19 protein-coding genes are annotated in these 19,937 nt (G+C 72.5%); 4 read left to right on the top strand and 15 right to left on the bottom strand.

All coding sequences use genetic code 11. The annotated features are described in order from the left end of the window. Positions 1-14: 14 nt before the first annotated feature. Positions 15-1,514 (bottom strand): MORN repeat-containing protein, encoded by a 1,500-nt coding sequence (locus tag A37W_RS0116800; protein ID WP_026198568.1) that lies wholly within the window; start codon positions 1,512-1,514, stop codon positions 15-17. Positions 1,515-1,680: 166 nt separating this feature from the next. Here A37W_RS0116800 and A37W_RS0116805 point away from each other — a divergent pair, with 166 nt between their 5' ends. Then, on the top strand, positions 1,681-3,342 hold the full coding sequence (locus A37W_RS0116805; RefSeq protein ID WP_018304209.1) for an NAD+ synthase: 1,662 nt from the start codon (positions 1,681-1,683) through the stop codon (positions 3,340-3,342). A gap of 225 nt (positions 3,343-3,567) precedes the next feature. Here A37W_RS0116805 and A37W_RS0116810 read toward each other — a convergent pair whose 3' ends face one another. Beyond that, a complete protein-coding gene (locus tag A37W_RS0116810; protein ID WP_018304210.1) occupies positions 3,568-4,053 on the bottom strand; it encodes a cupin domain-containing protein in 486 nt (161 codons plus the stop codon). 93 nt (positions 4,054-4,146) lie between these two features. Here A37W_RS0116810 and A37W_RS0116815 point away from each other — a divergent pair, with 93 nt between their 5' ends. Further along, entirely contained in the window at positions 4,147-4,698 is a 552-nt protein-coding gene (locus A37W_RS0116815) for a 2OG-Fe(II) oxygenase (protein WP_018304211.1), read from the top strand. Between the two features lie 301 nt (positions 4,699-4,999). Here the strand turns inward: A37W_RS0116815 and A37W_RS0116820 are convergent, their stop codons facing one another. Next, positions 5,000-5,947: a 1-phosphofructokinase family hexose kinase gene (locus A37W_RS0116820; protein ID WP_018304212.1), complete on the bottom strand. Its 948-nt coding sequence runs from the start codon at positions 5,945-5,947 to the stop codon at positions 5,000-5,002. A 407-nt stretch (positions 5,948-6,354) separates the two neighbouring features. After that, positions 6,355-6,747: a metallopeptidase family protein gene (locus A37W_RS0116825; protein WP_018304213.1), complete on the bottom strand. Its 393-nt coding sequence runs from the start codon at positions 6,745-6,747 to the stop codon at positions 6,355-6,357. A 65-nt stretch (positions 6,748-6,812) separates the two neighbouring features. Between A37W_RS0116825 and gltX the strand changes: the two genes are divergently transcribed. Continuing rightward, positions 6,813-8,135: a glutamate--tRNA ligase gene (gltX, locus tag A37W_RS0116830; protein WP_018304214.1), complete on the top strand. Its 1,323-nt coding sequence runs from the start codon at positions 6,813-6,815 to the stop codon at positions 8,133-8,135. Between the two features lie 264 nt (positions 8,136-8,399). Here the strand turns inward: gltX and A37W_RS0116835 are convergent, their stop codons facing one another. The 3 genes from A37W_RS0116835 to A37W_RS0116845 form a co-directional block, all read right to left on the bottom strand. Then, positions 8,400-8,960: a gamma-glutamylcyclotransferase family protein gene (locus A37W_RS0116835; protein WP_018304215.1), complete on the bottom strand. Its 561-nt coding sequence runs from the start codon at positions 8,958-8,960 to the stop codon at positions 8,400-8,402. Then, entirely contained in the window at positions 8,957-11,455 is a 2,499-nt protein-coding gene (locus A37W_RS0116840) for an ABC transporter permease (protein ID WP_018304216.1), read from the bottom strand. Before A37W_RS0116840 ends, A37W_RS0116835 begins: the two co-directional genes overlap by 4 nt. A gap of 515 nt (positions 11,456-11,970) precedes the next feature. Further along, positions 11,971-12,666, bottom strand: a complete 696-nt coding sequence (locus A37W_RS0116845; protein WP_018304217.1) for an ABC transporter ATP-binding protein — start codon at positions 12,664-12,666, stop codon at positions 11,971-11,973. Between the two features lie 112 nt (positions 12,667-12,778). On the opposite strand from A37W_RS0116845, the gene A37W_RS0116850 reads away from it, so the two are divergent. Continuing rightward, positions 12,779-13,342, top strand: a complete 564-nt coding sequence (locus A37W_RS0116850) for an arylesterase (protein WP_254656018.1) — start codon at positions 12,779-12,781, stop codon at positions 13,340-13,342. Between the two features lie 468 nt (positions 13,343-13,810). On the opposite strand, the gene A37W_RS22290 is transcribed toward A37W_RS0116850, so the two are convergent. From A37W_RS22290 to A37W_RS0116895, 8 genes are all read right to left on the bottom strand, one after another. Beyond that, entirely contained in the window at positions 13,811-14,359 is a 549-nt protein-coding gene (locus A37W_RS22290; protein ID WP_018304220.1) for a DUF4329 domain-containing protein, read from the bottom strand. 167 nt (positions 14,360-14,526) lie between these two features. Beyond that, positions 14,527-14,733 carry a cold-shock protein gene (locus A37W_RS0116865; protein WP_018304221.1) on the bottom strand — a complete coding sequence of 69 codons (207 nt, stop codon included), beginning with the start codon at positions 14,731-14,733 and terminating at the stop codon, positions 14,527-14,529. 347 nt (positions 14,734-15,080) lie between these two features. Continuing rightward, positions 15,081-15,278: a hypothetical protein gene (locus A37W_RS0116870; RefSeq protein WP_018304222.1), complete on the bottom strand. Its 198-nt coding sequence runs from the start codon at positions 15,276-15,278 to the stop codon at positions 15,081-15,083. Positions 15,279-15,439: 161 nt separating this feature from the next. After that, positions 15,440-15,934: a histidine phosphatase family protein gene (locus A37W_RS22295; RefSeq protein WP_018304223.1), complete on the bottom strand. Its 495-nt coding sequence runs from the start codon at positions 15,932-15,934 to the stop codon at positions 15,440-15,442. A gap of 31 nt (positions 15,935-15,965) precedes the next feature. Next, a complete protein-coding gene (locus tag A37W_RS0116880) occupies positions 15,966-17,159 on the bottom strand; it encodes a CaiB/BaiF CoA transferase family protein (RefSeq protein ID WP_040754249.1) in 1,194 nt (397 codons plus the stop codon). A 187-nt stretch (positions 17,160-17,346) separates the two neighbouring features. Then, complete coding sequence (gene lpdA / locus A37W_RS0116885) at positions 17,347-18,735, bottom strand: dihydrolipoyl dehydrogenase (RefSeq protein ID WP_018304225.1); 1,389 nt, start codon at positions 18,733-18,735, stop codon at positions 17,347-17,349. Between the two features lie 58 nt (positions 18,736-18,793). Beyond that, complete coding sequence (locus A37W_RS0116890; RefSeq protein WP_018304226.1) at positions 18,794-19,207, bottom strand: MAPEG family protein; 414 nt, start codon at positions 19,205-19,207, stop codon at positions 18,794-18,796. Between the two features lie 388 nt (positions 19,208-19,595). After that, positions 19,596-19,838: a DUF3303 family protein gene (locus A37W_RS0116895; RefSeq protein WP_018304227.1), complete on the bottom strand. Its 243-nt coding sequence runs from the start codon at positions 19,836-19,838 to the stop codon at positions 19,596-19,598. Positions 19,839-19,937 lie beyond the last annotated feature (99 nt).

Below are 19,937 nucleotides of genomic sequence, written 5' to 3' on the forward strand. Positions count from 1 at the left end.
GGACGGGCCGGCGGTCAGTCGGCCGGCGCCTCTTCCGTTTCGCCCTCGACCGCGCCGTCAGTCGCCGTCGCATCGGTCGAAGCCGCCTCAGCGTCATCCGCCGACGGAGCGACCGGCGTCGCGTCGGCGGTCAGCGCGCCGTCCTGCCATTCGCCTTCCTCGACCTCGCCGGTGGCGTAGCGCATGGTGCCCTGACCCTGCCGGCGGCCGTTCTCGAAGTTGCCCTCGTAGACGTCGCCGTTGGCGTAGGTCGCGACGCCCTCGCCCGAGATCTCGCCCTCGACCCACGACCCTTCGTAGACGAAGCCGTCGGGCATCGTGATGGTGCCCTGCCCGTGCCGCTGGCCGTTCTCGAAGCCGCCGCGGTAGACCGTGCCGTCCGCGTAGGTCGCCACGCCCTGGCCCGAGCGCTGCCCTTCCACCCACTCGCCCTCGTAGGTGTAGCCGTCGGCGTAGGTCATCTTGCCGGTGCCGTGGTTGCGGCCGTTCTGGAACTGGCCCTCGTAGACGAGGCCGTTGGGATAGGTCGCGACGCCCGCGCCCTCGATCACGCCGGCCACCCACTCGCCCTCGTAGGTGGAGCCGTCGGGATAGGTGATCCTGCCGGTTCCGCTCGCGAGGTCGTCCTCGAACTGGCCGACATAGACCGAGCCGTCGGGATAGGTGACCTCGCCGCGGCCCTCGATCTTGCCCTCGCTCCACTCGCCGACATAGCGGTAGCCGTCGGCGCCGACGAAGGTGCCCTGGCCGTGGCGCAGGTCGTTCTGGAAGCCGCCGCGATAGACGTCGCCGTTGGCGTAGGTGACCGTGCCCTCGCCGTCGCGCTGCCCGGCGACGAGGTCGCCCTCGTAGATGTCGCCGTTGGGCTGGATCAGCCGGCCCTCGCCCTCGATCTGACCGTCGAGCCACTCGCCCTCGTAGATCAGGCCGTCGGGCATGGTGAGCTTGCCGGTGCCCTCGCGCTCTCCCGCGACGAGTTCGCCCTCGTAGACCGCGCCGTCGGGGTAGGTGATGGTGCCCGTCCCCTCCTTGACGCCATTCACCCACGGCCCTTCGTAGACGTAGCCGTCGGGCGAGGTCATGGTGCCGACGCCGTGGTGCATCGCGTTGCGGAACTCGCCCTCGTAGCGGACGCCGTTGGCGTAGACCGCGACGCCCTGGCCGGTGATCCGGCCGTCGGTCCACTCGCCCTCGTAGGTGCCGCCGTCGGCGAAGGTGATCGTGCCGATCCCCTGGGGCTTGCCGGCTGCGAACTCGCCCTCGTAGACCGAGTCGTTGGGATAGGTCGCCGTGCCCTGGCCGCGGATCTCGCCCTCGAACCACTCGCCGGTGTATTCGTAGCCGTTCGGCAGGCGGTAGGTGCCCTGGCCGTGCTGCCGGCCGTTCAGGAACTGGCCCTCGTAGACCCCGCCGTCGTCGTACTGCTTGGTGGTGACCGTCTGCGCCGACGCCGGGGCGGCGCACAGCGCCGCCAGTCCGGCCGCCAGCACCAGTGCCCGTCCGCTCGCCCTCATGCGCATCCGCTGCCCCCTCGGACCCTTGTTTTCGTTGTCCGGCCGAGACTATCCGCGGCGCCACAGGCTGACAACACCGCGCGCCGCGGCGGCACGGTCACGAGCGCGACAGCGCCTTTTCCCCGGCGGTCCGTCTGCTATGTCGGGCGCGAGGAAAGGGCCGCCGATGACCGACACGTTCCGCCTGACGCTGGCGCAGCTGAACCCCACGGTCGGCGACCTCGCCGGCAACGCCGCGAAGGCGAGGGCGGCGTGGGAGGAGGGCCGCGCCGCCGGCAGCGACCTCGTCGCGCTGCCCGAGATGTTCGTGACGGGCTACCAGACGCAGGACCTGGTGCTGAAGCCGGCCTTCGTCGCGGCGGCGGTGGATACGCTGGACCGGCTGGCGGCCGAGACGGCGGACGGACCGCCCATCGCCATCGGCGGACCCTACCCGACGCCGGACGGCAAGCTGCACAACACCTACCACCTGCTGTCGGGCGGCAAGGTGGCGGCGCGGACGCACAAGTTCTTCCTGCCCAACTTCAACGTCTTCGACGAGGTGCGCCTGTTCAGCCGCGACCGGATGCAGGGGCCGGTGGACGTGGGCGGCGTGCGCCTCGGCATGCCGGTCTGCGAGGACATCTGGTATCCCGACGTGGCCGAGGCGATGGCCGAGAGCGGGGCCGAGATCTTCGTCGTGCCGAACGGCAGCCCCTATTTCCGCGACAAGTTCGACGTGCGCCTCAACGTCGCCACCGCCCGCGTGGTCGAGACCGGCCTGCCGCTGGTCTACCTCAACACCGTCGGCGCACAGGACGACCAGGTCTTCGACGGCGGCTCGTTCGTGCTGAACCCCGGGGGCCGGATGGCGGTGAAGCTGCCGCTGTTCGAGGAGGCGGTGGCGCACGTGGACTTCGACCGGACGGAGGCGGGCTGGCGGGCGCGGGCAGGCGACGTCGCGCTGGCGCCGGACGCGTGGGAGCAGGACTACCACGTCATGGTCCTCGCCCTGGCGGACTACCTGCGCAAGACCGGGTTCAGAAAGGTGCTCCTCGGCCTGTCCGGCGGCATCGACTCCGCGCTCGTCGCCGCCATTGCGGCCGACGCGATCGGGCCGCAGAACGTGCGCTGCGTGATGCTGCCGTCGGAATATACCTCGGCCCACAGCCTGGAGGACGCGGCCGCCGTTGCCCGGGCGCTGGGCTGCCGGCTGGACGAGGTGCCGATCACCGGCCCCCGCGCCGCCGTGACCGAGGCGCTGGCGCCGCTGTTCGAGGGGACGGAGCCCGATACCGCCGAGGAGAACGTCCAGTCCCGCCTGCGCGGCCTCCTCCTCATGGCGCTGTCGAACAAGTTCGGCGAGATGCTGCTGACCACCGGCAACAAGTCCGAGGTGGCGGTCGGCTACGCCACGATCTACGGCGACATGGCCGGCGGCTACAATCCGGTCAAGGATCTGTACAAGACGCGGGTCTTCCAGACCTGCCGCTGGCGGAACGCCAACCACCGGGACTGGATGAGAGGGCCGCCGGGCGAGGTGATCCCGGTCCGGGTCATCGACAAGCCGCCGTCGGCCGAGCTGCGGGCGGATCAGAAGGACGAGGATTCGCTGCCGCCCTATCCGGTGCTGGACGCGATCCTCGAGGGGCTGGTCGATCGCGAGGAGAGCGTCGCCGACATCGTCGCCCGCGGCCACGACCGCGAGACGGTGAAGAAGGTCGAGCACCTCCTCTACCTGTCGGAATACAAGCGCTTCCAGTCCGCCCCCGGCGCCCGCCTCACGCAGAGCGCCTTCTGGCTCGACCGGCGCTATCCGATCGTGAACCGCTGGCGCGATCCGTCCTGACGACGGACGACGCTCGGCCTGCGGCCATCGCCCCGCCCGCCGTCCCCTGCCGGGGCGCCCCTGTCCCGACGGGGCGCCGGACGGGGAGGTCATGCCGGGATATTTATGGCTCGGTGAGAGGGGCAGGGGGTGCGCCCGGGCCGCAGGCCGATGGATCGCGACGCGGGGGGGCTGAGGCACTGACGATGGAGCCGTCCCGGCGGGGCTGGGGACCGGCTGCGCGCGTCAGGCCCACTCGGCGGGAAACGGGCGTGTGTCGAAGGGATCGCGCTCCGGCGCGGGCAGGGCGGCGAGGTCTTCCTCGAATTCGTCGCCGGCGCGGAGTATCCGCGGGCTCTCCTGCCCCGGCGGGTAGGCGCCGACGACGGCGAAGTCGGCGCTGCCTCTCTCGCGCTTGTGGCCGAAGCCGGCGGGCAGGATCAGCCCGTCGCCGGGGCCGATCTCCAGCGTCTCGCCCTCCGGTCCGCCGAGGCGCAGCGTGGCGCGGCCGGCGACGCAGAGCAGCGCCTCGTGCGCGTCGGGGTGGAAGTGGTGATAGTCGAAGACGGTATAGAGCCAGTCGCCGCCCCAGCCGTTCCGGCGGACCAGAGCGCGAGCGCCGTCCGCGCCGATGTCGGCGGGGGCGACGCCGGGCAGAATGAGTGCCGGCCAGCGCGGGTGGTTCGGAACGCCGCCGTTCGGCGGCACGTGGAGGGGGCGGACGTCGGCCATGATGTCGCACCTAGTCCGGCACAGGCGGGAAGCGACCTCGCCGTCGCATTCGGACGCGCGGCGGCAGGCGGCAGCCCGCAGAGCGGCGCGATCATGATCCATGTCCATACCCTCCCCGACGCGCTCACTCCGGCCGAGTGCGACCGCCTCCTCGCCCTCGTCCGCGCCGCGCCCGCGCGGGAGGCCGCGCTCGTCGGGCAGACCCGCGATCCCGGCCAGCGCCGGGCCGAGCTGGTCTGGACCGACGAGGTGCCGGAGGCGCACTGGGTGATGGACCGGCTGATCGCGCTGGTGCGGAGCGCGAACCGGGACGCCTACGGCTTCGACCTCACCGACTTCTCCGAGAGTCCGCAGGTCGCCCGCTACGGCGCCGAGCGGCAGGGCCACTTCGCCTGGCACGCCGACATCGGCGACGGGCCGCTGGCGCGGCGGCGCAAGCTGACGCTGGTCGTGCAGCTGTCTGAGCCGGCGGACTACGAGGGCGGGCGGCTGGAGGTCTGGCCGTCGGGCCATCCGCTGACCGCCGAGACCGCCCGCGGCGCGGCGACGCTGTTCCCCAGCTATCTGCTGCACCGGGTAACGCCGGTCACCGCGGGAGAGCGTTTCTCGCTGACGACCTGGGCGCACGGACCGCGCTTTCGCTGAAACGTCCCGGAGCTGTCACGGACGCGGGGCGAGGATTGACCCATCGTCCAGGACCGACGCCGATACGCGCCGCTGGTCTGCCCGGTCCTTGCCTCTGTCGACGGCCGGGCCGAGACGGGCGTCGCTCCCGGCGGTCGGACCGTCGCGTCGTTCGGGCGGTGGTGGAGTTCCAGGGCGAGGGACGCGCGCCTGACACCAGGACTGCCGGGCGGTGATGGGCGCGCTATGTGACCCCGTCCCGGGCCCGACCCGGGGCTTCGATCCGATCGGGGCCCCGGCTCGGGGGCCGGGGCAGGTCTTCCTACAGTTCGGTCACGGCGCACTCGCTCAGCAGCCGGTCGAAGTCGGCGCGGCTGCACAGCTGGGTGCCGGGACTCATCACCGCGGCCGAGGCGGCGCAGGCGCCGTGGGCGAGGGCGACGTCCAGCCCCTCGCCGTTGGCCAGCGCCAGCGTGAAGGCGCCGACGAAGCTGTCGCCGGCGCCGACCTTGCTGACCACGTCGACCTTCGCCGCCGCGACGTGCAGCAGCCGCCCCTCGGTCGCGAGGACCGAGCCGTCGGCGTCGCGGGCGACGACCACCACCTCGGCGGCGCCGCGGCCGACGAGGGTGTGGGCGAAGAGAGCGGAGTCCTTGCGGTTCGGCAGGGGCCGGCGGGCCAGCTCCTCGGCCTCGTGGCTGTCCATCCGCAGGACGCGGGGCGGCACCTCCTGACCGGCGGCGAGGTGGGCCAGCGTCGGGCCGGACGTGTCGAGGACGATCTTCACGTCGGTGCCGGCGAAGTCCTGGCAGATCTTCGCGTAGAGGTCGGGTGCGGCGCCGGACGGGCCGGAGCCGGACAGGACGAGGTAGCCGTCCTTGGGCGCGGCCGCCTTGATCGCCTCGCGCGCGGCGGCGAGGTCGCCGCGGGTCCATTCCGGACCCGGCAGCATGAAGCGGAACTGGTCGTGGCTGGACAGGTCGGTGACGGCGAGGCTCTGCCGCGTCTCGCCCGGCGCCTCGTGGATTACCGGCTCCAGCCCGAACTCGTGCAGCAGCTTGAGCAGCGCCTGCCCGGTATCGCCGCCGAGCGCGACGAAGCAGCGCGAGCGGCCGCCGAGAAGATGGATCGCCCGCGCCACGTTCAGGCCGCCGCCGCCGGGGTCGAGGTCGGGGGGCGAGCAGCGCAGCTTCACGTTCGGCTGGACGTGCGTGACCGACGTGGCGAGGTCGAGCGCCGGGTTCAGCGTCACGGTCAGGATGTCGTGCATGGCGGGCCTCCCCGGGTTGGCGGTGGGGCCGCACGATGCACGGGGGCGCGGCGGATGCAAGCGTTAGCGCAAACGGCGAGGGGCTGACCGGGCGATGCGGGGCGGATGTCGCGGTAGGATGGGGCATGGACCCATCGTCCCGGTTCCGCCCCTCGCCGACGCTTCGGGCAGAGGGCCCCGCCCGGAACAGCCGCGCCAGCAGCCCGGGCAGCGTCCGGCCGCCCCCCGGCCAGACGCTTCCTCGCCACCTGCGAGACGAAAGACGTCGTGCGGGGCCGCGCCATAAAGCACCGACCATCATCGTCGGCGCGTCTGACCGCGGCCAGCCGCTGCCCTCCTGTCGAAACTCCCCGACAAGGGATGGCTCGCCCGATCCCGCAGCGGTGGGTTTCACCCACCCTACGTGCCTAGCTCCACCACTCGTCGATTGCCGCGATGTCGTCGTCGGACCAGCCGAAATGGTGCGCGAACTCGTGGACGGTCACGTGGGCCACCAGCTCGGCGATGGTCACGTTTCCACGCTCGGCCCATTCGTCGAGGATCGGGCGCCGGAACAGCCAGACGGTGTCCGGCCCCATCGGCTGGTCGAATGACGACTTCTCGGTCAGCGGCACGCCCTCGTAGAGGCCGGTCAGGTCGAACGGCTCCATCTCCATCTCGGCCAGCGTGTCGTCGTCGGCGAACTCCGCGACACGGATCGCCACCTGCTGCGCCCGGCCGCGGAAGGCGTGGGGCAGCTTCGCGACGACCTCGTGGGCGAGGGTCTCGATCTCGTCGCAGCTGGGGGCGGTGTGGTCCATGGGCCGCTCATATGGACATTCGCGGGGGCATGTGAAAGAGGCCGTGACCGATCAGGAGGCCGCCCATGACCGTCACCCGCTTCGCCCCGTCGCCGACCGGCTGGCTGCATATCGGCAACCTGCGCGCGGCCCTCTTCAACTTCGCCATCGCCCGCCAGGCCGGCGGCACCTTCATCCTGCGGATCGACGACACCGACGCCGAGCGCTCGAAGGAGGAGTACGTGGACGGCGTCCGCGAGGATCTGCGCTGGCTGGGCCTGACCTGGGACCGGGAGGAGCGGCAGTCGGCGCGGATGGACCGCTACGCCGCGGCCAAGCAGCGGCTGATCGACATGGGCCGGCTCTACGAGTGCTTCGAGACGCCGACCGAGCTGGATCTGAAGCGCAAGAAGCAGCTGAACATGGGCCGCCCGCCGGTCTACGACCGCGCCGCGCTGGCGCTGTCGGAGGACGAGAAGGACCGGCTGCGCGCCGAGCGGGGCGCCTCGCACTGGCGCTTCAAGCTGGATCTGGAGCGGATCGAGTGGGAGGACGGCATCCTCGGCCCGATCTCCATCGACGCGGCGAGCGTGTCGGACCCGGTGCTGATCAAGGATTCGGGGCAGGTCCTCTACACCTTCGCCTCCGTCGTCGACGACGTGGAGATGGGCGTGACCGACATCGTCCGCGGCTCGGACCACGTGACGAACACGGCGACGCAGATCCAGATCATCCGCGCGCTCGGCGGCGACGTGCCGCGCTTCGCGCACCATTCGCTGCTGACCGGGCCCGACGGCGAGGGCCTGTCCAAGCGCCTCGGCTCGCTCGCCCTGCGCGACCTGCGGGCGAAGGGGGTGGAGCCGATGGCGGTGCTGTCGCTGATGGCGCGGCTTGGCTCGTCCCAGCCGGTGGAGCTGCGGGGGTCGGTGGACGAGGTGGTCGAGGGCTTCGACATCGGCACCTTCGGGTCCGCGCCGACGAAGTTCGACCCCGCCGACCTGGGCCCGCTCACCGCGCGGGTGCTGGCCTCGCGGCCGTACGAGGCGGTCGCGGACGAGGTGCGCGCGGCCGGGGTGCCGGACGATCTGGCGCCCCGCTTCTGGGACGTGGTGCGCGAGAACATCGCCTCGATGGCGGAGCTGGCGGACTGGTGGCAGGTGGTCTCGGGCGGCGCTGCGGCGGACGTGCCCGAGGAGGACCGTGCGTTCGTGGTGGAGGCGCTGGCGCTGCTGGGCGAGCCGCCCTACGGGCCGGAGACGTGGGGCACCTGGACGTCGGCCGTGAAGGACGCCTCCGGGCGCAAGGGCAAGCAGCTCTTCATGCCGCTGCGCCTCGCGGTAACCGGCCGGGCGCGGGGGCCGGAGATGGCGGAGCTGATGCCGCTCATGCAGGTGAAGCCAAAGGCCTGAGACCATCCCGCCCCGGCCTTGAGCCGGGGCCTCGACCAGCCGGGCCCACCCCCTCGTCGGGGCCCCGGGTCAGGCCCGGGGCGGGCCTTCTGACATGCTCCGAGAGGGCGGCGGCTGGCCGCGGACAGACGCTGCCCGGGCCGCTTCGCGGCTGCTTCCGGGGGGCGCAATGTTTAACTGTCGTGCAGTCCGAAGGCCGGCGCTCAAGGGCGGTAGGGTGGGTGAAACCCACCGACCGGGCCGCCGCGGTGGGTTTCACCCACCCTACGCCACGCCCGCCAGATGCCGGTCCACTTCCGCCCGCTCCTCCGCCGTCAGTACCTGCGCCCGCGGATACACCGGCGCTGCCCGGTCGTCCCGGATCGGCCCCCACCCCTCCGTCGTCGCGAAGAACGCGGCCAACCCGTCCGTTCCGTACACACGAAGGAACCCCTGCGCCACCGCGTCGAGGTAGCTTAGAAGGATCGGCGCCGCCTCGGACGCCGGCTGGATCAGCCCCTCGCTGACACGGTAGACGGCGCAGGGGGCGACCGGCCCGTCGTGGGCGACGGCGTGGGTCACGTCGTGGCGGGCGTAGGCGCGCTCGCGCTCGTCCAGCAGCGCCCAGTCGGCGCCGGGGACCTGCGCGACGACGCCGTCGATGGTGACGTCCGGTGCCGGGTCGACCGACAGGAACGCGACCTCGCGCAGGGAGGTCCGCCGCCACACCCGCCGCCAGCCGGTCAGCCGCGCCGGGCGCGGGTCGCGGTAGCCGTGGGTGGCGAGGTTCACGAGGCTGCCGTAGCCGAAGAACAGCGGGTCGGGGCCGTGGGACGGGTCGCTCATTCCCGGGCGCGTAGCACCCCCGCCGGCCGGGCGGCAAGCGGGCGCAGCGCGAACAGCAGCCCCGCCGCCAGCGACGCCAGCACGCCCCCCGCGACGATGGCCAGCGCGTTCGGCCAGACCACCTGGAAGTCGCTCTCCATCACGAAGACCGACACCGCCCAGCCGCCCGCTATCCCCGCCGCCAGCGCCACCGTGCCGGCGGCGAGCCCCAGCAGCGCGGCCCGGAGGGCGAAGCTGAGGAGGATGCGCCCCCGCGTCGCGCCCAGCGTCTTGAGCACCGCGCTCTCGTAGGTCCGCACCCGCTCTCCCGCCAGCGCGGCGCCGATCAGCACCATGAACCCGGTCAGCAGCGTCGCCGCCGCGCCCCAGCGGGTGGCCGAGGCGATGCCGCCGACGAGGCGCGCCACCTCGTCCACCACGTCGCGGATGCGGATCGCGGTGATGTTGGGATAGGCGTCCGCAAGGTCGCGCAGGATGGCCGTCTCGGCCTCTTCCTCGGCATAGACGGTGGCGATCCAGGTGTGCGGCGCGCCCTGCAGGGCCGAGGGGTTCATCGACATCACGAAGGCGATGCCGGCGCTCTGGAAATCCACGTCGCGGAAGTTGGCGATGGTCCCGGTGATCTCGCGCCCCAGCACGTTCACGCCGATCGTGTCGCCGATCTGCAGGCCGATCTCCTCGGCCTCGGCGGCGGAGAAGCTGATGAGCGGCGGGCCGTCGTAGTCCGCCGGCCACCACTCGCCGGTGAGCGAGCGCGTCCCCTCGGGCGGCTCGGCCGAATAGGTCAGGCCGCGGTCGCCCTGGACGACCCAGTGGTCCGTCACCTCGGAGGCGGGGCGGCCGTTGATGGTCGAAATGATGCCGCGCAGCATCGGCGCGGCGTCGACGTTGCTCACCGCCGGGTCGTCGTCCAGCCGGGCGCGGAAGCCGTCGATCTGGTCCGGCTGGATGTCGACGAAGAAGTAGGACGGCGCCCGCTCGGGCAGCTCGCCCTGGATCGCGCGGCGCAGGTTGCCGTCGATCTGACCCACCGCGGCGAGGACGGCGAGGCCGAGGCCGAGGGACAGGACCACCGGCACGGCCTCGTCTCCACGCCCGATCGCGCCGAGGGCGAGGCGCAGCGCCGGCCGGCCGCGCGCGGCGCGGGTGCCGAGGCGGGCGAGGAGTCGCGCGACGATGGCGGCGAGGGCGAGGAGCGCGAGCGCCCCGGCGATGCCGCCCGCGGTCCAGAGCGTCAGACGGACGGTGCCGGTCAGCAGGCTGGCGGCGCCGAGCAGGATCGCGATCAGGACCAGCGTCGCCAGCGCCCACGGCCAGCGCGGCCACGTCGTCTTGGCCCCCGGCGCATCGCGGAACAGGGCGGCGGCGCGGATGTCCAGCGTCCGCGACAGCGGCCACAGGGTGAAGATCGCGGCGGCGAGCGCCCCGTAGAGCGCCGCCTCGGCCAGCGGCGCGGGGTAGAGGCGGAACTCGGCGGGGATCGGCAGCCGCGCCTCGATCAGCGGCGCGAGGGCCAGCGGGATGCCGGCGCCGAGGATCAGGCCCGCCACGATGCCGAGCAGCGTCAGGGCCGCGATCTCGGCGCTGTAGGTCAGCAGGATCGTCCGCCCGGTCGCGCCCAGCGTCTTCAGCGTCGCGATGGCGCCGGTCTTGCCGGCGATGTAGGCGCGCACGGCGGAGGAGACGCCGACGCCGCCGACGGCGAGGCCCGACAGGCCGATCAGGATCAGGAAGCTGCCGAGCCGGTCGACGAACGCCTCCATCCCGCCCGCGCCGCGCCGGGCGTCCCGCCAGCGCAGGCCGCTGCCCTCGAACCGCGCCTCGGCCTCCTCCTCCAGCGCGCCGAGGTCCGCCTCCGGCGGCAGGTCGAGGCGGTAGGCGGTGTCGAACAGGGTCCCCTCCGTGATGAGGCCCGAGCCGTCGAGGCTGGCCCGCCGCAGGATCGTCTTCGGCGCGAGGCCGAAACCGCCGGCGGCGTTGTCGGGGTAGCGGTCGAGGATGGCGGTGAGGGTCAGATCCCGGGTGCCGAGCCGGAACGTCTCGCCGGGCGTCAGGCCCAGCCGGTCGGCCAGCACCCGCTCCATCACCGCGCCGCCGTCCGCCAGCGCCTCGTCCAGCGGCAGGCGCGGGTCCAGCTCCAGCGCGCCGAGGAGGGGATAGGCGGCGTCGACCGCCTTCACCTCGGTCAGCGCCCGGTCCTCGCCGACGGTGGCGAGGGAGCGGAACTCGACGGTTTCGGAGACGCGGGTGGCGACGTCCTCCATCCAGGCGCGTTCGTCGTCGGTGGCGAAGCGGTAGGTGAAGGTGATCTCGGCGTCTCCGCCCAGAAGCGTCGCCCCTTCGCGCGCGAGGCCGGCGCCGATGGCGGAGCGGACGGTGCCGACGGCCGCGATGGCCGCGACGCCGAGGGCGAGGCAGAGGAGGAAGATGCGGAAGCCCGCGAGGCCGCCGCGCAGGTCCCGCGCGGCGAGGCGGAGGGGGAGCGGCGGGGTCATGGGCGAGCGGTCCGCGGTGCGCCGGGTGCGAGGGCGGAGGGGGGTGTCGGTCCGTGATCCCGCCCCGGGCCTGACCCCGGCCCCCGATGCGGGGGGCGCTCGCCGAGGGTTTGATCGAGGGGGGTCACGTTGACCCGTCGAGGTCCCGGCTCAAGGCCGGGACGGGTGGGGCCAGGGGTACCGCAATGCCGAACCCGCCCCGGGCCTGGCCCGGGGCCTCGATCTACAGGGCGCATCCTAAACATGGGGCGCACGTCTGCCCCCCGTGGCCGCGGCTCGAAGCCGGGGCCAGTTGCTCCGGTGAGCGCCGTCACTCCGCCGCCTCCGCCCGGTCGCCTGGCTCGATCCGGCCGGCTCAAGGCCGTGACGGGTGGGGCCAAGGGTACCGCAATGCCGAACCCGCCCCGGGCCTGACCCGGGGCCTCGATCCACAGGGCGCATCCTAAACATGGGGCGCACGTCTGCCCCCCGAGGTCCAGACTTGAGGCCGGGGCCGGTTGCTCCGGTTTGCGCCGTCACTCCGCCGCCTCCGCCCGATCCCCAGGCTCGATCCGGCCGTCCCGCAGGCGCACCACGCGGTTGCAGCGCGTCGCCAGGCGCTCGTCGTGGGTGACGAGGACCAGCGTCGCGCCGTGGCGGTCGCGCAGGTCGAAGAGAAGGTCGGCGATGGCGCGTCCCGTCGCGGCGTCGAGGTTGCCCGTCGGCTCGTCCGCCAGCAGCAGCCGCGGCCGCGGCGCGGCGGCGCGGGCGAGCGCCACGCGCTGCTGCTCGCCCCCCGACAGCTGCGCCGGGTAATGGTCCGCCCGGTCCGCCATCCCGACCGACCGCAGCTCGGCCGCGGCGCGGTCCCAGGCGTCGCGCGCGCCGGCCAGTTCCAGCGGCGTCGCCACGTTCTCGAGAGCGGTCATCGTCGGGATCAGGTGGAAGGACTGGAACACCACCCCCATATTGTCCCGGCGGAACCGCGCCAGCGCGTCCTCGTCCAGCGCCGTCAGGTCGTACCCCATGGCTGCGACGCGGCCGCCGGTGGCGCGCTCCAGCCCGCCCAGGATCATGAGGAGCGACGACTTGCCCGACCCGCTAGGACCGACCAGCCCCACACTCTCGCCCAGCCCGACCGACAGGTCGATCCCGTGCAGGATCTCCACCGGGCCGGCGTTGCCGTCCAGCGTCAGGCGGACGTCGGCGAGCGACAGGACGGGATCGGGCAAGGGGCGGGCTCCTTCCGGGCGCGGTCCTGTCCGATATGGACCGGGCGCCGGGCTCCGCAAGCTCGCTCTCGGCCTGTTCATCCTGTTTCCCGGCGGCGCCATCGCCGAGACCGTGGTCGCCGCGCTGGGAGACAGCCTGACCGCGGGCTACGGCCTGCCGACGGAGGAGGGGTTCGTGCCGACGCTGCAGGCGTGGCTCGACGAGGCGGGCGCCGACGTGCGGCTGGTCAACGCCGGCGTCTCGGGCGACACGACGGCCGGCGGCCTGTCCCGCGTGGACTGGACCCTGACCGACGACGTGGACGCGCTGATCGTGGAGCTGGGCGGCAACGACATGCTCCGCGGCCTCGATCCCGCCGCGGCGCGGGAGAACATCGCCGGCATTCTCGACGCGGCGACGGCGGCGGGGGTCGACATCCTCCTCGTCGGGCTGGCCGCGCCGGGCAATTACGGGCCGGACTACAAGGCGGAGTTCGACGCGATCTGGCCCGAACTGTCCGAGGAGTACGGCACGCTCCTCTACCCCGACTTCTTCGCCGGGATCTCGGAGGGCGACAGGGCGGGCGCCGCGGCGCGATGGCTGCAATCGGACGGCATCCATCCCAACGCAGCAGGGGTGGAGCGGATCGTGGATGCGATCGGCCCCGTCGTTCTCGACCTCGTGCGCGGGGACTGACACGGCCCGGCCGGCTGGTCCTGACCCGGCCGGCGGCCGAGGTGGCGGCCCTCGCAGGCCGGGGCGCGGCGCCGGAGCAGAAGCCGCTCTTCGACATTCAGCCCGGTCAGCCGGTCCTGACGCTGACGCCCGGCGATCTGGGGGGCTGGCTGGAGGGGAGCGAGGCGGAGGCGGCGGCGCTGATGTGGCCGGTCTCGGGCGGGACGCTGCGGGTGGAGCCGGCGGAGGGGGTGGACCGGAGGGGCCTTAGGCGGTGTTTGAACGCGGTCCGCGAGGCGGCGCCCGTCCAAGTCGGTCCAACCCGTCCCGGGCCTGACCCGGGACCTCGGCCAATCAGCCGATGACCTTCGCGCCGCGGGGCCCCGGGTCAGGCCCGGGGCGAGATCCCTGGGGCTCCAGGGGCGCGCTCGGTTCGAGGCTGTCCCCAGGAGCTGGCCAGCCGAGAGCGTCGCCCGCCGCCCCCGTCCCTCACAGATACCCGTTCTCGAACCGCACCAATTCTTCGTAGCTGAAGACCGGCCGCAGCGGCCCGTCGTCCGCGGCGCGGTAGTTCGGATCCTGCGGCAGGCAGCCGCGGCCGCACAGCTGGCGCACCGTCATCGTGTCGGTGTCGACGTACCACAGCCGCCCGCCGGGGGTGGAGATGTAACCGTCGACGTCCAGCGACGCGTCCGACCGCATGTCCTGGCTGGTCGGAAACTCCGAGGCGTAGAGCGGGCTGTAGGTGGAATGGGTGTGGAACGAGGCCAGCACGGTCATCCCGGGGGGAATCGCCGGCAGGGCGCAGCCCGCCTCGACCCCGGCCGAGTACGGCGTGCGCATGTAGTTGCCGTTCGGATCGAGGCCGATGTAGCCGCAATATTCCCGGTTCTCGCGGAACGAGACGAGCTGGATTTCCCGCAGGATGCCGGTGACGAAGGCCCGCTCGGGGCCCGACCCGGTCGCCTCGGCCACCGGCGGGCGCGCACGGGGCGCCATGGCGGCCATGCGCGGCGCCACCGTGCCCGCCAGCGACATGTCCTGAGCCGACCCACGCGGCGTGTTCGCCGGGCCGGGCCGCGGTCCTATGGCGATCGTCGGAACGCCTGCTCCGCCCGTCGGCGCGGGGCCGCAGGCCGACAGGGCGCCCAGAGACAGCAGCAACAGCGCCGCGGCGCCCCGAAGACGACGCGGCGCCACGGATGTCAGGCCAGCGCCAGGTTGATCGCCGATTCGCGGCCGTCGCGGCCGCTCTCGATGTCGAACGTGACCTTCTGGTTGTCGCGCAGGCCGGTCAGGCCCGATCGTTCGACCGCGGAGATGTGGACGAACACGTCCTTGCTGCCGCCGTCGGGCGCGATGAAACCGTAGCCCTTGGTGGCGTTGAACCATTTCACGGTGCCGGTGGCCATCGTGAACCTTCTCCTCGTCTCGTATCTTCCGCTCGCGTAATTGCAGCGGGCCGGCTGTCGTCAGTGCTGATCGAAGACTGGGCCGGGGTCGGAGACAGCAGTCGATAGATAACGGCGCGTCCCCGACTATCGGCCGGGTTGCGAACCAGATCAAGCCTCGACCGCGGAGGGCGGGGCCGGTCGGCGCCGATCGGCGTTCGGCGCGCCCGAATCTCGGCCGGATAGCGCTGCGGCCCGGCACTGGTCGGATGATGGGGATGCGTGTGCTGCGACGCAGCGAACGGCTGCCTGGCTTCAGGCGCAGGAGTCGAAGGTGGTCGGTGCTTGGGAGCGCCTTCGCGGACCGATCAGGCTGCCTCGGCCTGCCGTCGGTCGACGGGCTGCGGACGCGCGGCGCGGGGGATCATCAGCAGGCCGGCCGACAGCGGGCCGGACAGGACCCAGATCGCGATCGCGGCAAGGAGCGGGACGTCCAGCAAGAGCCAACTGGCCGCTCCGCCGGCAAACCCGGCGATGCTTGCGATGAGGACGACGATCACGCCCATTCCGACTCTCCCGACTTGTCCGCCCGCCCAGATGGCAGGGTGATTCTGGCCCGATTAAGGCGAACGCGTGGAGCGGACCGGGCCTGTACGATGAGTTCCTATGCGGTCTCCTGCACTGAATTATTAACACCGCGCGCGCCAAAATCAACCTCTGGTTGTTTTCAGGGCATTCCGTAGGTCAGATCCCGCCGCCGTACGCTCCCCTCCGGGCCCCCGCCTTCGAGGATGGCGATCTGCCCGTACGTGGCCGGCGGCAGGCCCGGTGCCCCCAGTTCGGCCCACAGCGCCGCGAGGTTGCGCTGGTTGCCGACCCAGACCGCCGCGCCCTCCGGCCCCGAGGCCGCGACGAGCGCGCCGGGCAGGTCGAATCCGCGATAGACCACCGGCGTCAGCCCGCGATCGGCGGCGAGGGCGGCGGCCGTGTCGCGGTTGCGCTGGCGATCGGGGATCAGGATGGCCGAGATGGGTTCCCCCGCCAGAGCCTCTGGCAATGCCGCGGCCCGCGCGCGCTCCGCCGGCGTGAGCGCGTCCGCCCAGCCGTCGCGGTCGGCGTGGCGCAGGACGATGATCGTCCAGGCCCGGTCCGGCGGCGCCGCCGGCGCGCACGCGGCCACGAGCAGTCCCGCCGCCAGCCCCAGCCACGTCCGCCTGTCCATGCGCCGCCTCCCTCGTCCCCCTGCCGTAAGGTTAGGCGCCGCCGTTCCCTTCGGTCCAGTCCCGCAGCACCTCCTCCGTCTGCTGGCCGCAGGTCGGCGGGGCGTGGCGGTAGGTCACGGGGGTGGCGGAGAACTTCACCGGGTTGCCGATCAGCCGCACCTCGCCCGTCGCGGCGAGCGGATGGGCCATCGTGACCAGCATCTCTCGCGCCGCCACCTGGTCCGACGCGAAGACGTCGGCGAGGTCGTGGATCGGTCCGCCCGGCACGCCCGCCGCCTCCATCCGCGCAAGCAGGTCGTCCCGCGCGATGCCCTTCAGCAGCCCCTCCAGGAGCGGCACCAGCGCGTCGCGGTTGCGCACCCGGTCGGCGTTCGCCGCGAAGCGTGCATCGTCCGAAAGGCCCGGCGCGCCGATCAGCGCGGCGAAGCGGCGGAACTGCGCGTCGTTGCCCGCGGCGACGATCACGTGGCCGTCCGAAACCTCGAACACCTGATAGGGCACGATGTTGGGGTGGGCGTTGCCATGCCGCTGGGGCACCCGGCCGGACGTGAGGTAGTTGGTGCCCTGGTTGATCAGCCAGGCGATCTGCGTGTCGACGAGGCCGATGTCGATGTGCTGCCCCTCGCCGGTCCGGTCGCGGTGGCGCAGCGCGGCGAGGATGGCGCTCGCCGCGTACATGCCGCACATCACGTCGGCGACCGCGACGCCGACCTTCGTCGGCTCTCCGCCCTCGGGACCGGTCAGCGACATGATCCCGCCGTAGCCCTGCGCCATCAGGTCGTAGCCCGGCTTGGCCGCGTTCGGCCCGGTCTGGCCGTAGCCGGTGATCGAGCAGTAGATCAGGGAGGGGTGATCGCCCTTCAGGTCGTCCCAGGACAGGCCGTAGCGGGCGAGGCCGCCGACCTTGAAGTTCTCGATCAGGACGTCCGCCCGCGCCGCCAGCCGCCGCACCTCGGCCGCGCCCTCCGGCGTCGCGATGTCGAGCGCGACACTGCGCTTGTTGCGGTTGGCGGACAGATAGTAGGCGCTCTCGCTCGTCGGCCCGTCCGGTCCCTCGACGTAGGGCGGTCCCCAGGCGCGGGTGTCGTCGCCCGCCCCCGGCTTCTCGACCTTCACCACGTCGGCGCCGAAATCGCCGAGGAGCTGCGTGCAGGTCGGCCCGGCGAGGATGCGACTGAGGTCGAGCACCCTGATCCCGTCGAGCGGTCCCGTCGTGCGTGTCATGTCCGCTCCCTGCCGGATCGCGCGCATCCTGCGCGGGGGGCCACCTGCGCGCAATCGCGGATCCGGCGCGGCTGCCCGGTGGTGGCGGATCGGGTCCGGCCCTGCCGGGCCGGACCCGCCGGGGCGCTGCCCCGGACCCCGGGATATTTATGGCTCGATGAGAGGGAGGGCGGGGGCACGCCGTCCGTCAGGCGTGGATCGCGCCGTCGCCGAGGGCGAGGGCGGCCTCGCGCACCGCCTCGGACCAGGTCGGGTGGGCGTGGCAGGTGCGGGCGATGTCCTCGGCCGCGGCGCCGAACTCCATCGCGACGCAGACCTCGTGGATGAGGTCGCCGGCGCCGGGGCCGATGATGTGGCAGCCGAGGACGCGATCGGTCTCCTTGTCGGCGAGGATCTTGACGAAGCCGTCGCCGGCGAAGACCGCCTTGGCCCGCGCGTTGCCCATGAAGGGGAACTTGCCGACCCGGTAGGCGCGGCCGGCCTCCTTCAGCTGCTCCTCGGTTGCGCCGACGGCGGCGACCTCGGGGTGGGTGTAGATGACCGAGGGGATCACCTCGTAGTTCACGTGGCCCTTCTGGCCGGCGAGGATCTCGGCGATGGCGACGCCCTCGTCCTCGGCCTTGTGGGCCAGCATGGGGCCGGGGATCGCGTCGCCGATGGCGTAGATGCCCTTTGCGCTGGTGGCGTAGTGCGCGTCGACCTTGATCTGACCGCGCTCCGTCAGCTCCACCCCCAGCTCCGTCAGGCCCAGCCCGTCATGGAACGGCTTGCGGCCGGTGGAGACCAGCACCGCGTCCGCCTCGAGCGTCTGCTCGCTGTCGTCCTTGCGGTTCTTCCAGGTGACGCTTGCGCGGCCGTCCTTCGCGGTGGCCGACTGAACCGCGGCACCGAGGATGAATTCCAGCCCCTGCTTCTTGAGGATGCGCTGGAAGGTGCGGCCGACCTCGGCGTCCATGCCCGGCGTGATGTGGTCGAGATATTCGACCACGGTCACCTTCGACCCCAGGCGGGCGTAGACCGATCCCAGCTCCAGCCCGATGACGCCGGCGCCGATCACGACCATCTCCTTCGGGATCGCCTTGAGCGTGAGCGCCCCGGTGGATGTGACGATCGTCTCCTCGTCCACCTCGACGCCCTTCAGCGCCGTCGGCTCGGAGCCCGTCGCGATGACGATGTTCTTCGCCTCGTGCACGTCGTCGCCGACCTTGACCTTGCCGGCCTCGGGGATCGACCCCCAGCCCTTCAGCCAGTCGATCTTGTTCTTCTTGAACAGGAACTCGATGCCGGACGTGTTCATGCCGATCGTCTCGTCCTTGTAGGCGAGCATCTTCGGCCAGTCGATCCTGGGCGCATCGACCTCGACACCCATCCTGGCGAAGTTCTCCTCCGCCTCGTGGACCATGTGGCTGGCGTGGAGCAGGGCCTTCGACGGGATGCAGCCGATGTTGAGGCAGGTGCCGCCCAGCGTCTCGCGCCCCTCGACGCAGGCGACCTTGAGGCCCAGCTGGGCCGCCTTGATCGCGCAGACATAGCCGCCGGGGCCGGAGCCGATCACGATGAGGTCGTAGGAGGCCATGTTCAACGTTCCTTTCGTCGCCGGGCGTCCATCGGGGATAGCCGCCCGGCCGCTTGGGTCAAGTCAGAAGGGCGATCAGCAGCATCGCCACGGTGGCGAGCCAGCCGACGGCCCAGATCAGCGAGCGCCAGGGCCGCAGGCCCAGCCAGTAGGCGGGGACATAGAGGATGCGGGCGCCGAGGTAGGTCCAGGCGAGGACCGCGGTCAGGCCGCTGGTCTTGTCGCCGAGGACGAGGACGACGACCGCGAGGGTGAACAGGATCAGCCCCTCGAAATGGTTGTTCAGCGCCCGGAACAGCCGGCCTGTCCGGTCGCTCACCTGATCCTCCAGCCGCCCGCCGAGGCGCGAGGGATCGCGCGCGCTCATCGTCTTGCCGGGGCCGAGCTCGAGGTTGGCGGGGACGGACATGAGCACGTACTGCACGACCTGCAGCAGGCCGGCGAGCGTCAGGACGTGGAGTTCGGGGATCATGGGGCGAAGGCTCCGAGGTTCCCGTCCCGGGCCCGACCCGGGACCTCGACCTTGCGGGCATGTCGTTCCAGGCCCCGGCTCGAGGCCGGGGCGGGTCTTGCGAGAATGCGAGCCGCGTCCCGGGCCTGACCCGGGACCTCGATCGTTGGGAAGTGTCGTTCGAGGCCCCGGCTCAGGGCCGGGGCGGGTCTTGCGAGAATGCGGGCCGCGTCCCGGGCCTGACCCGGGACCTCGGCCGTCCGGGCGCGCCGCGCGGGGCCCCGGCTCAGGGCCGGGGCGGGTCTTGCGAGAATGCGGGCCGCGTCCCGGGCCTGACCCGGGACCTCGACCGTCCGGGCGCGCCGCCCGAGGCCCCGGCTCAGGGCCGGGGCGGGGAGGTCCTGGCCCCTCACGCCGTCCTCAGGAAGTCGGCCCGCAGCGCCGCGCCGAAGCCGGACTGCTTGGCCACCCAGGCGTCGGCCTTGCTCCGGTCGTTCACCTCGAACAGCGCCACCACGGCGTCCGGCGTGTCCACGTCGCGCCACATCTGCAGCAGCGTCAGGCCGGCGTGCATCCGGTCCTCGGCGTCGCCGTCGAAGCGCGGTTTCCACTCGTCCCACGAGACGGTGTCGAAGCGGCAGATCATCTGCATGGGTCGTCTCCCGACTGGGTCGCCGTCCGGGTCGGTCCGGGCGGGCGGTGGGGTTCCCCCACCCTACAGGCGACCTGCGCCCGGCGGACGGATTTTCAA

It is taken from the genome of Wenxinia marina DSM 24838, from assembly GCF_000379485.1.
Classification (GTDB): domain Bacteria; phylum Pseudomonadota; class Alphaproteobacteria; order Rhodobacterales; family Rhodobacteraceae; genus Wenxinia; species Wenxinia marina.

What these genes read in the sequence shown, in the direction of transcription:
- A37W_RS0116800 (WP_026198568.1), bottom strand. Translation starts at nt 1,514, where the DNA reads ATGAGGGCGAGCGGACGGGCACTGGTGCTGGCGGCCGGACTGGCGGCG.
- A37W_RS0116805 (WP_018304209.1), top strand. Translation starts at nt 1,681, where the DNA reads ATGACCGACACGTTCCGCCTGACGCTGGCGCAGCTGAACCCCACGGTC.
- A37W_RS0116810 (WP_018304210.1), bottom strand. Translation starts at nt 4,053, where the DNA reads ATGGCCGACGTCCGCCCCCTCCACGTGCCGCCGAACGGCGGCGTTCCG.
- A37W_RS0116815 (WP_018304211.1), top strand. Translation starts at nt 4,147, where the DNA reads ATGATCCATGTCCATACCCTCCCCGACGCGCTCACTCCGGCCGAGTGC.
- A37W_RS0116820 (WP_018304212.1), bottom strand. Translation starts at nt 5,947, where the DNA reads ATGCACGACATCCTGACCGTGACGCTGAACCCGGCGCTCGACCTCGCC.
- A37W_RS0116825 (WP_018304213.1), bottom strand. Translation starts at nt 6,747, where the DNA reads ATGGACCACACCGCCCCCAGCTGCGACGAGATCGAGACCCTCGCCCAC.
- gltX (WP_018304214.1), top strand. Translation starts at nt 6,813, where the DNA reads ATGACCGTCACCCGCTTCGCCCCGTCGCCGACCGGCTGGCTGCATATC.
- A37W_RS0116835 (WP_018304215.1), bottom strand. Translation starts at nt 8,960, where the DNA reads ATGAGCGACCCGTCCCACGGCCCCGACCCGCTGTTCTTCGGCTACGGC.
- A37W_RS0116840 (WP_018304216.1), bottom strand. Translation starts at nt 11,455, where the DNA reads ATGACCCCGCCGCTCCCCCTCCGCCTCGCCGCGCGGGACCTGCGCGGC.
- A37W_RS22290 (WP_018304220.1), bottom strand. Translation starts at nt 14,359, where the DNA reads ATGTCGCTGGCGGGCACGGTGGCGCCGCGCATGGCCGCCATGGCGCCC.
- A37W_RS0116865 (WP_018304221.1), bottom strand. Translation starts at nt 14,733, where the DNA reads ATGGCCACCGGCACCGTGAAATGGTTCAACGCCACCAAGGGCTACGGT.
- A37W_RS0116870 (WP_018304222.1), bottom strand. Translation starts at nt 15,278, where the DNA reads ATGGGCGTGATCGTCGTCCTCATCGCAAGCATCGCCGGGTTTGCCGGC.
- A37W_RS22295 (WP_018304223.1), bottom strand. Translation starts at nt 15,934, where the DNA reads ATGGACAGGCGGACGTGGCTGGGGCTGGCGGCGGGACTGCTCGTGGCC.
- A37W_RS0116880 (WP_040754249.1), bottom strand. Translation starts at nt 17,159, where the DNA reads ATGACACGCACGACGGGACCGCTCGACGGGATCAGGGTGCTCGACCTC.
- lpdA (WP_018304225.1), bottom strand. Translation starts at nt 18,735, where the DNA reads ATGGCCTCCTACGACCTCATCGTGATCGGCTCCGGCCCCGGCGGCTAT.
- A37W_RS0116890 (WP_018304226.1), bottom strand. Translation starts at nt 19,207, where the DNA reads ATGATCCCCGAACTCCACGTCCTGACGCTCGCCGGCCTGCTGCAGGTC.
- A37W_RS0116895 (WP_018304227.1), bottom strand. Translation starts at nt 19,838, where the DNA reads ATGCAGATGATCTGCCGCTTCGACACCGTCTCGTGGGACGAGTGGAAA.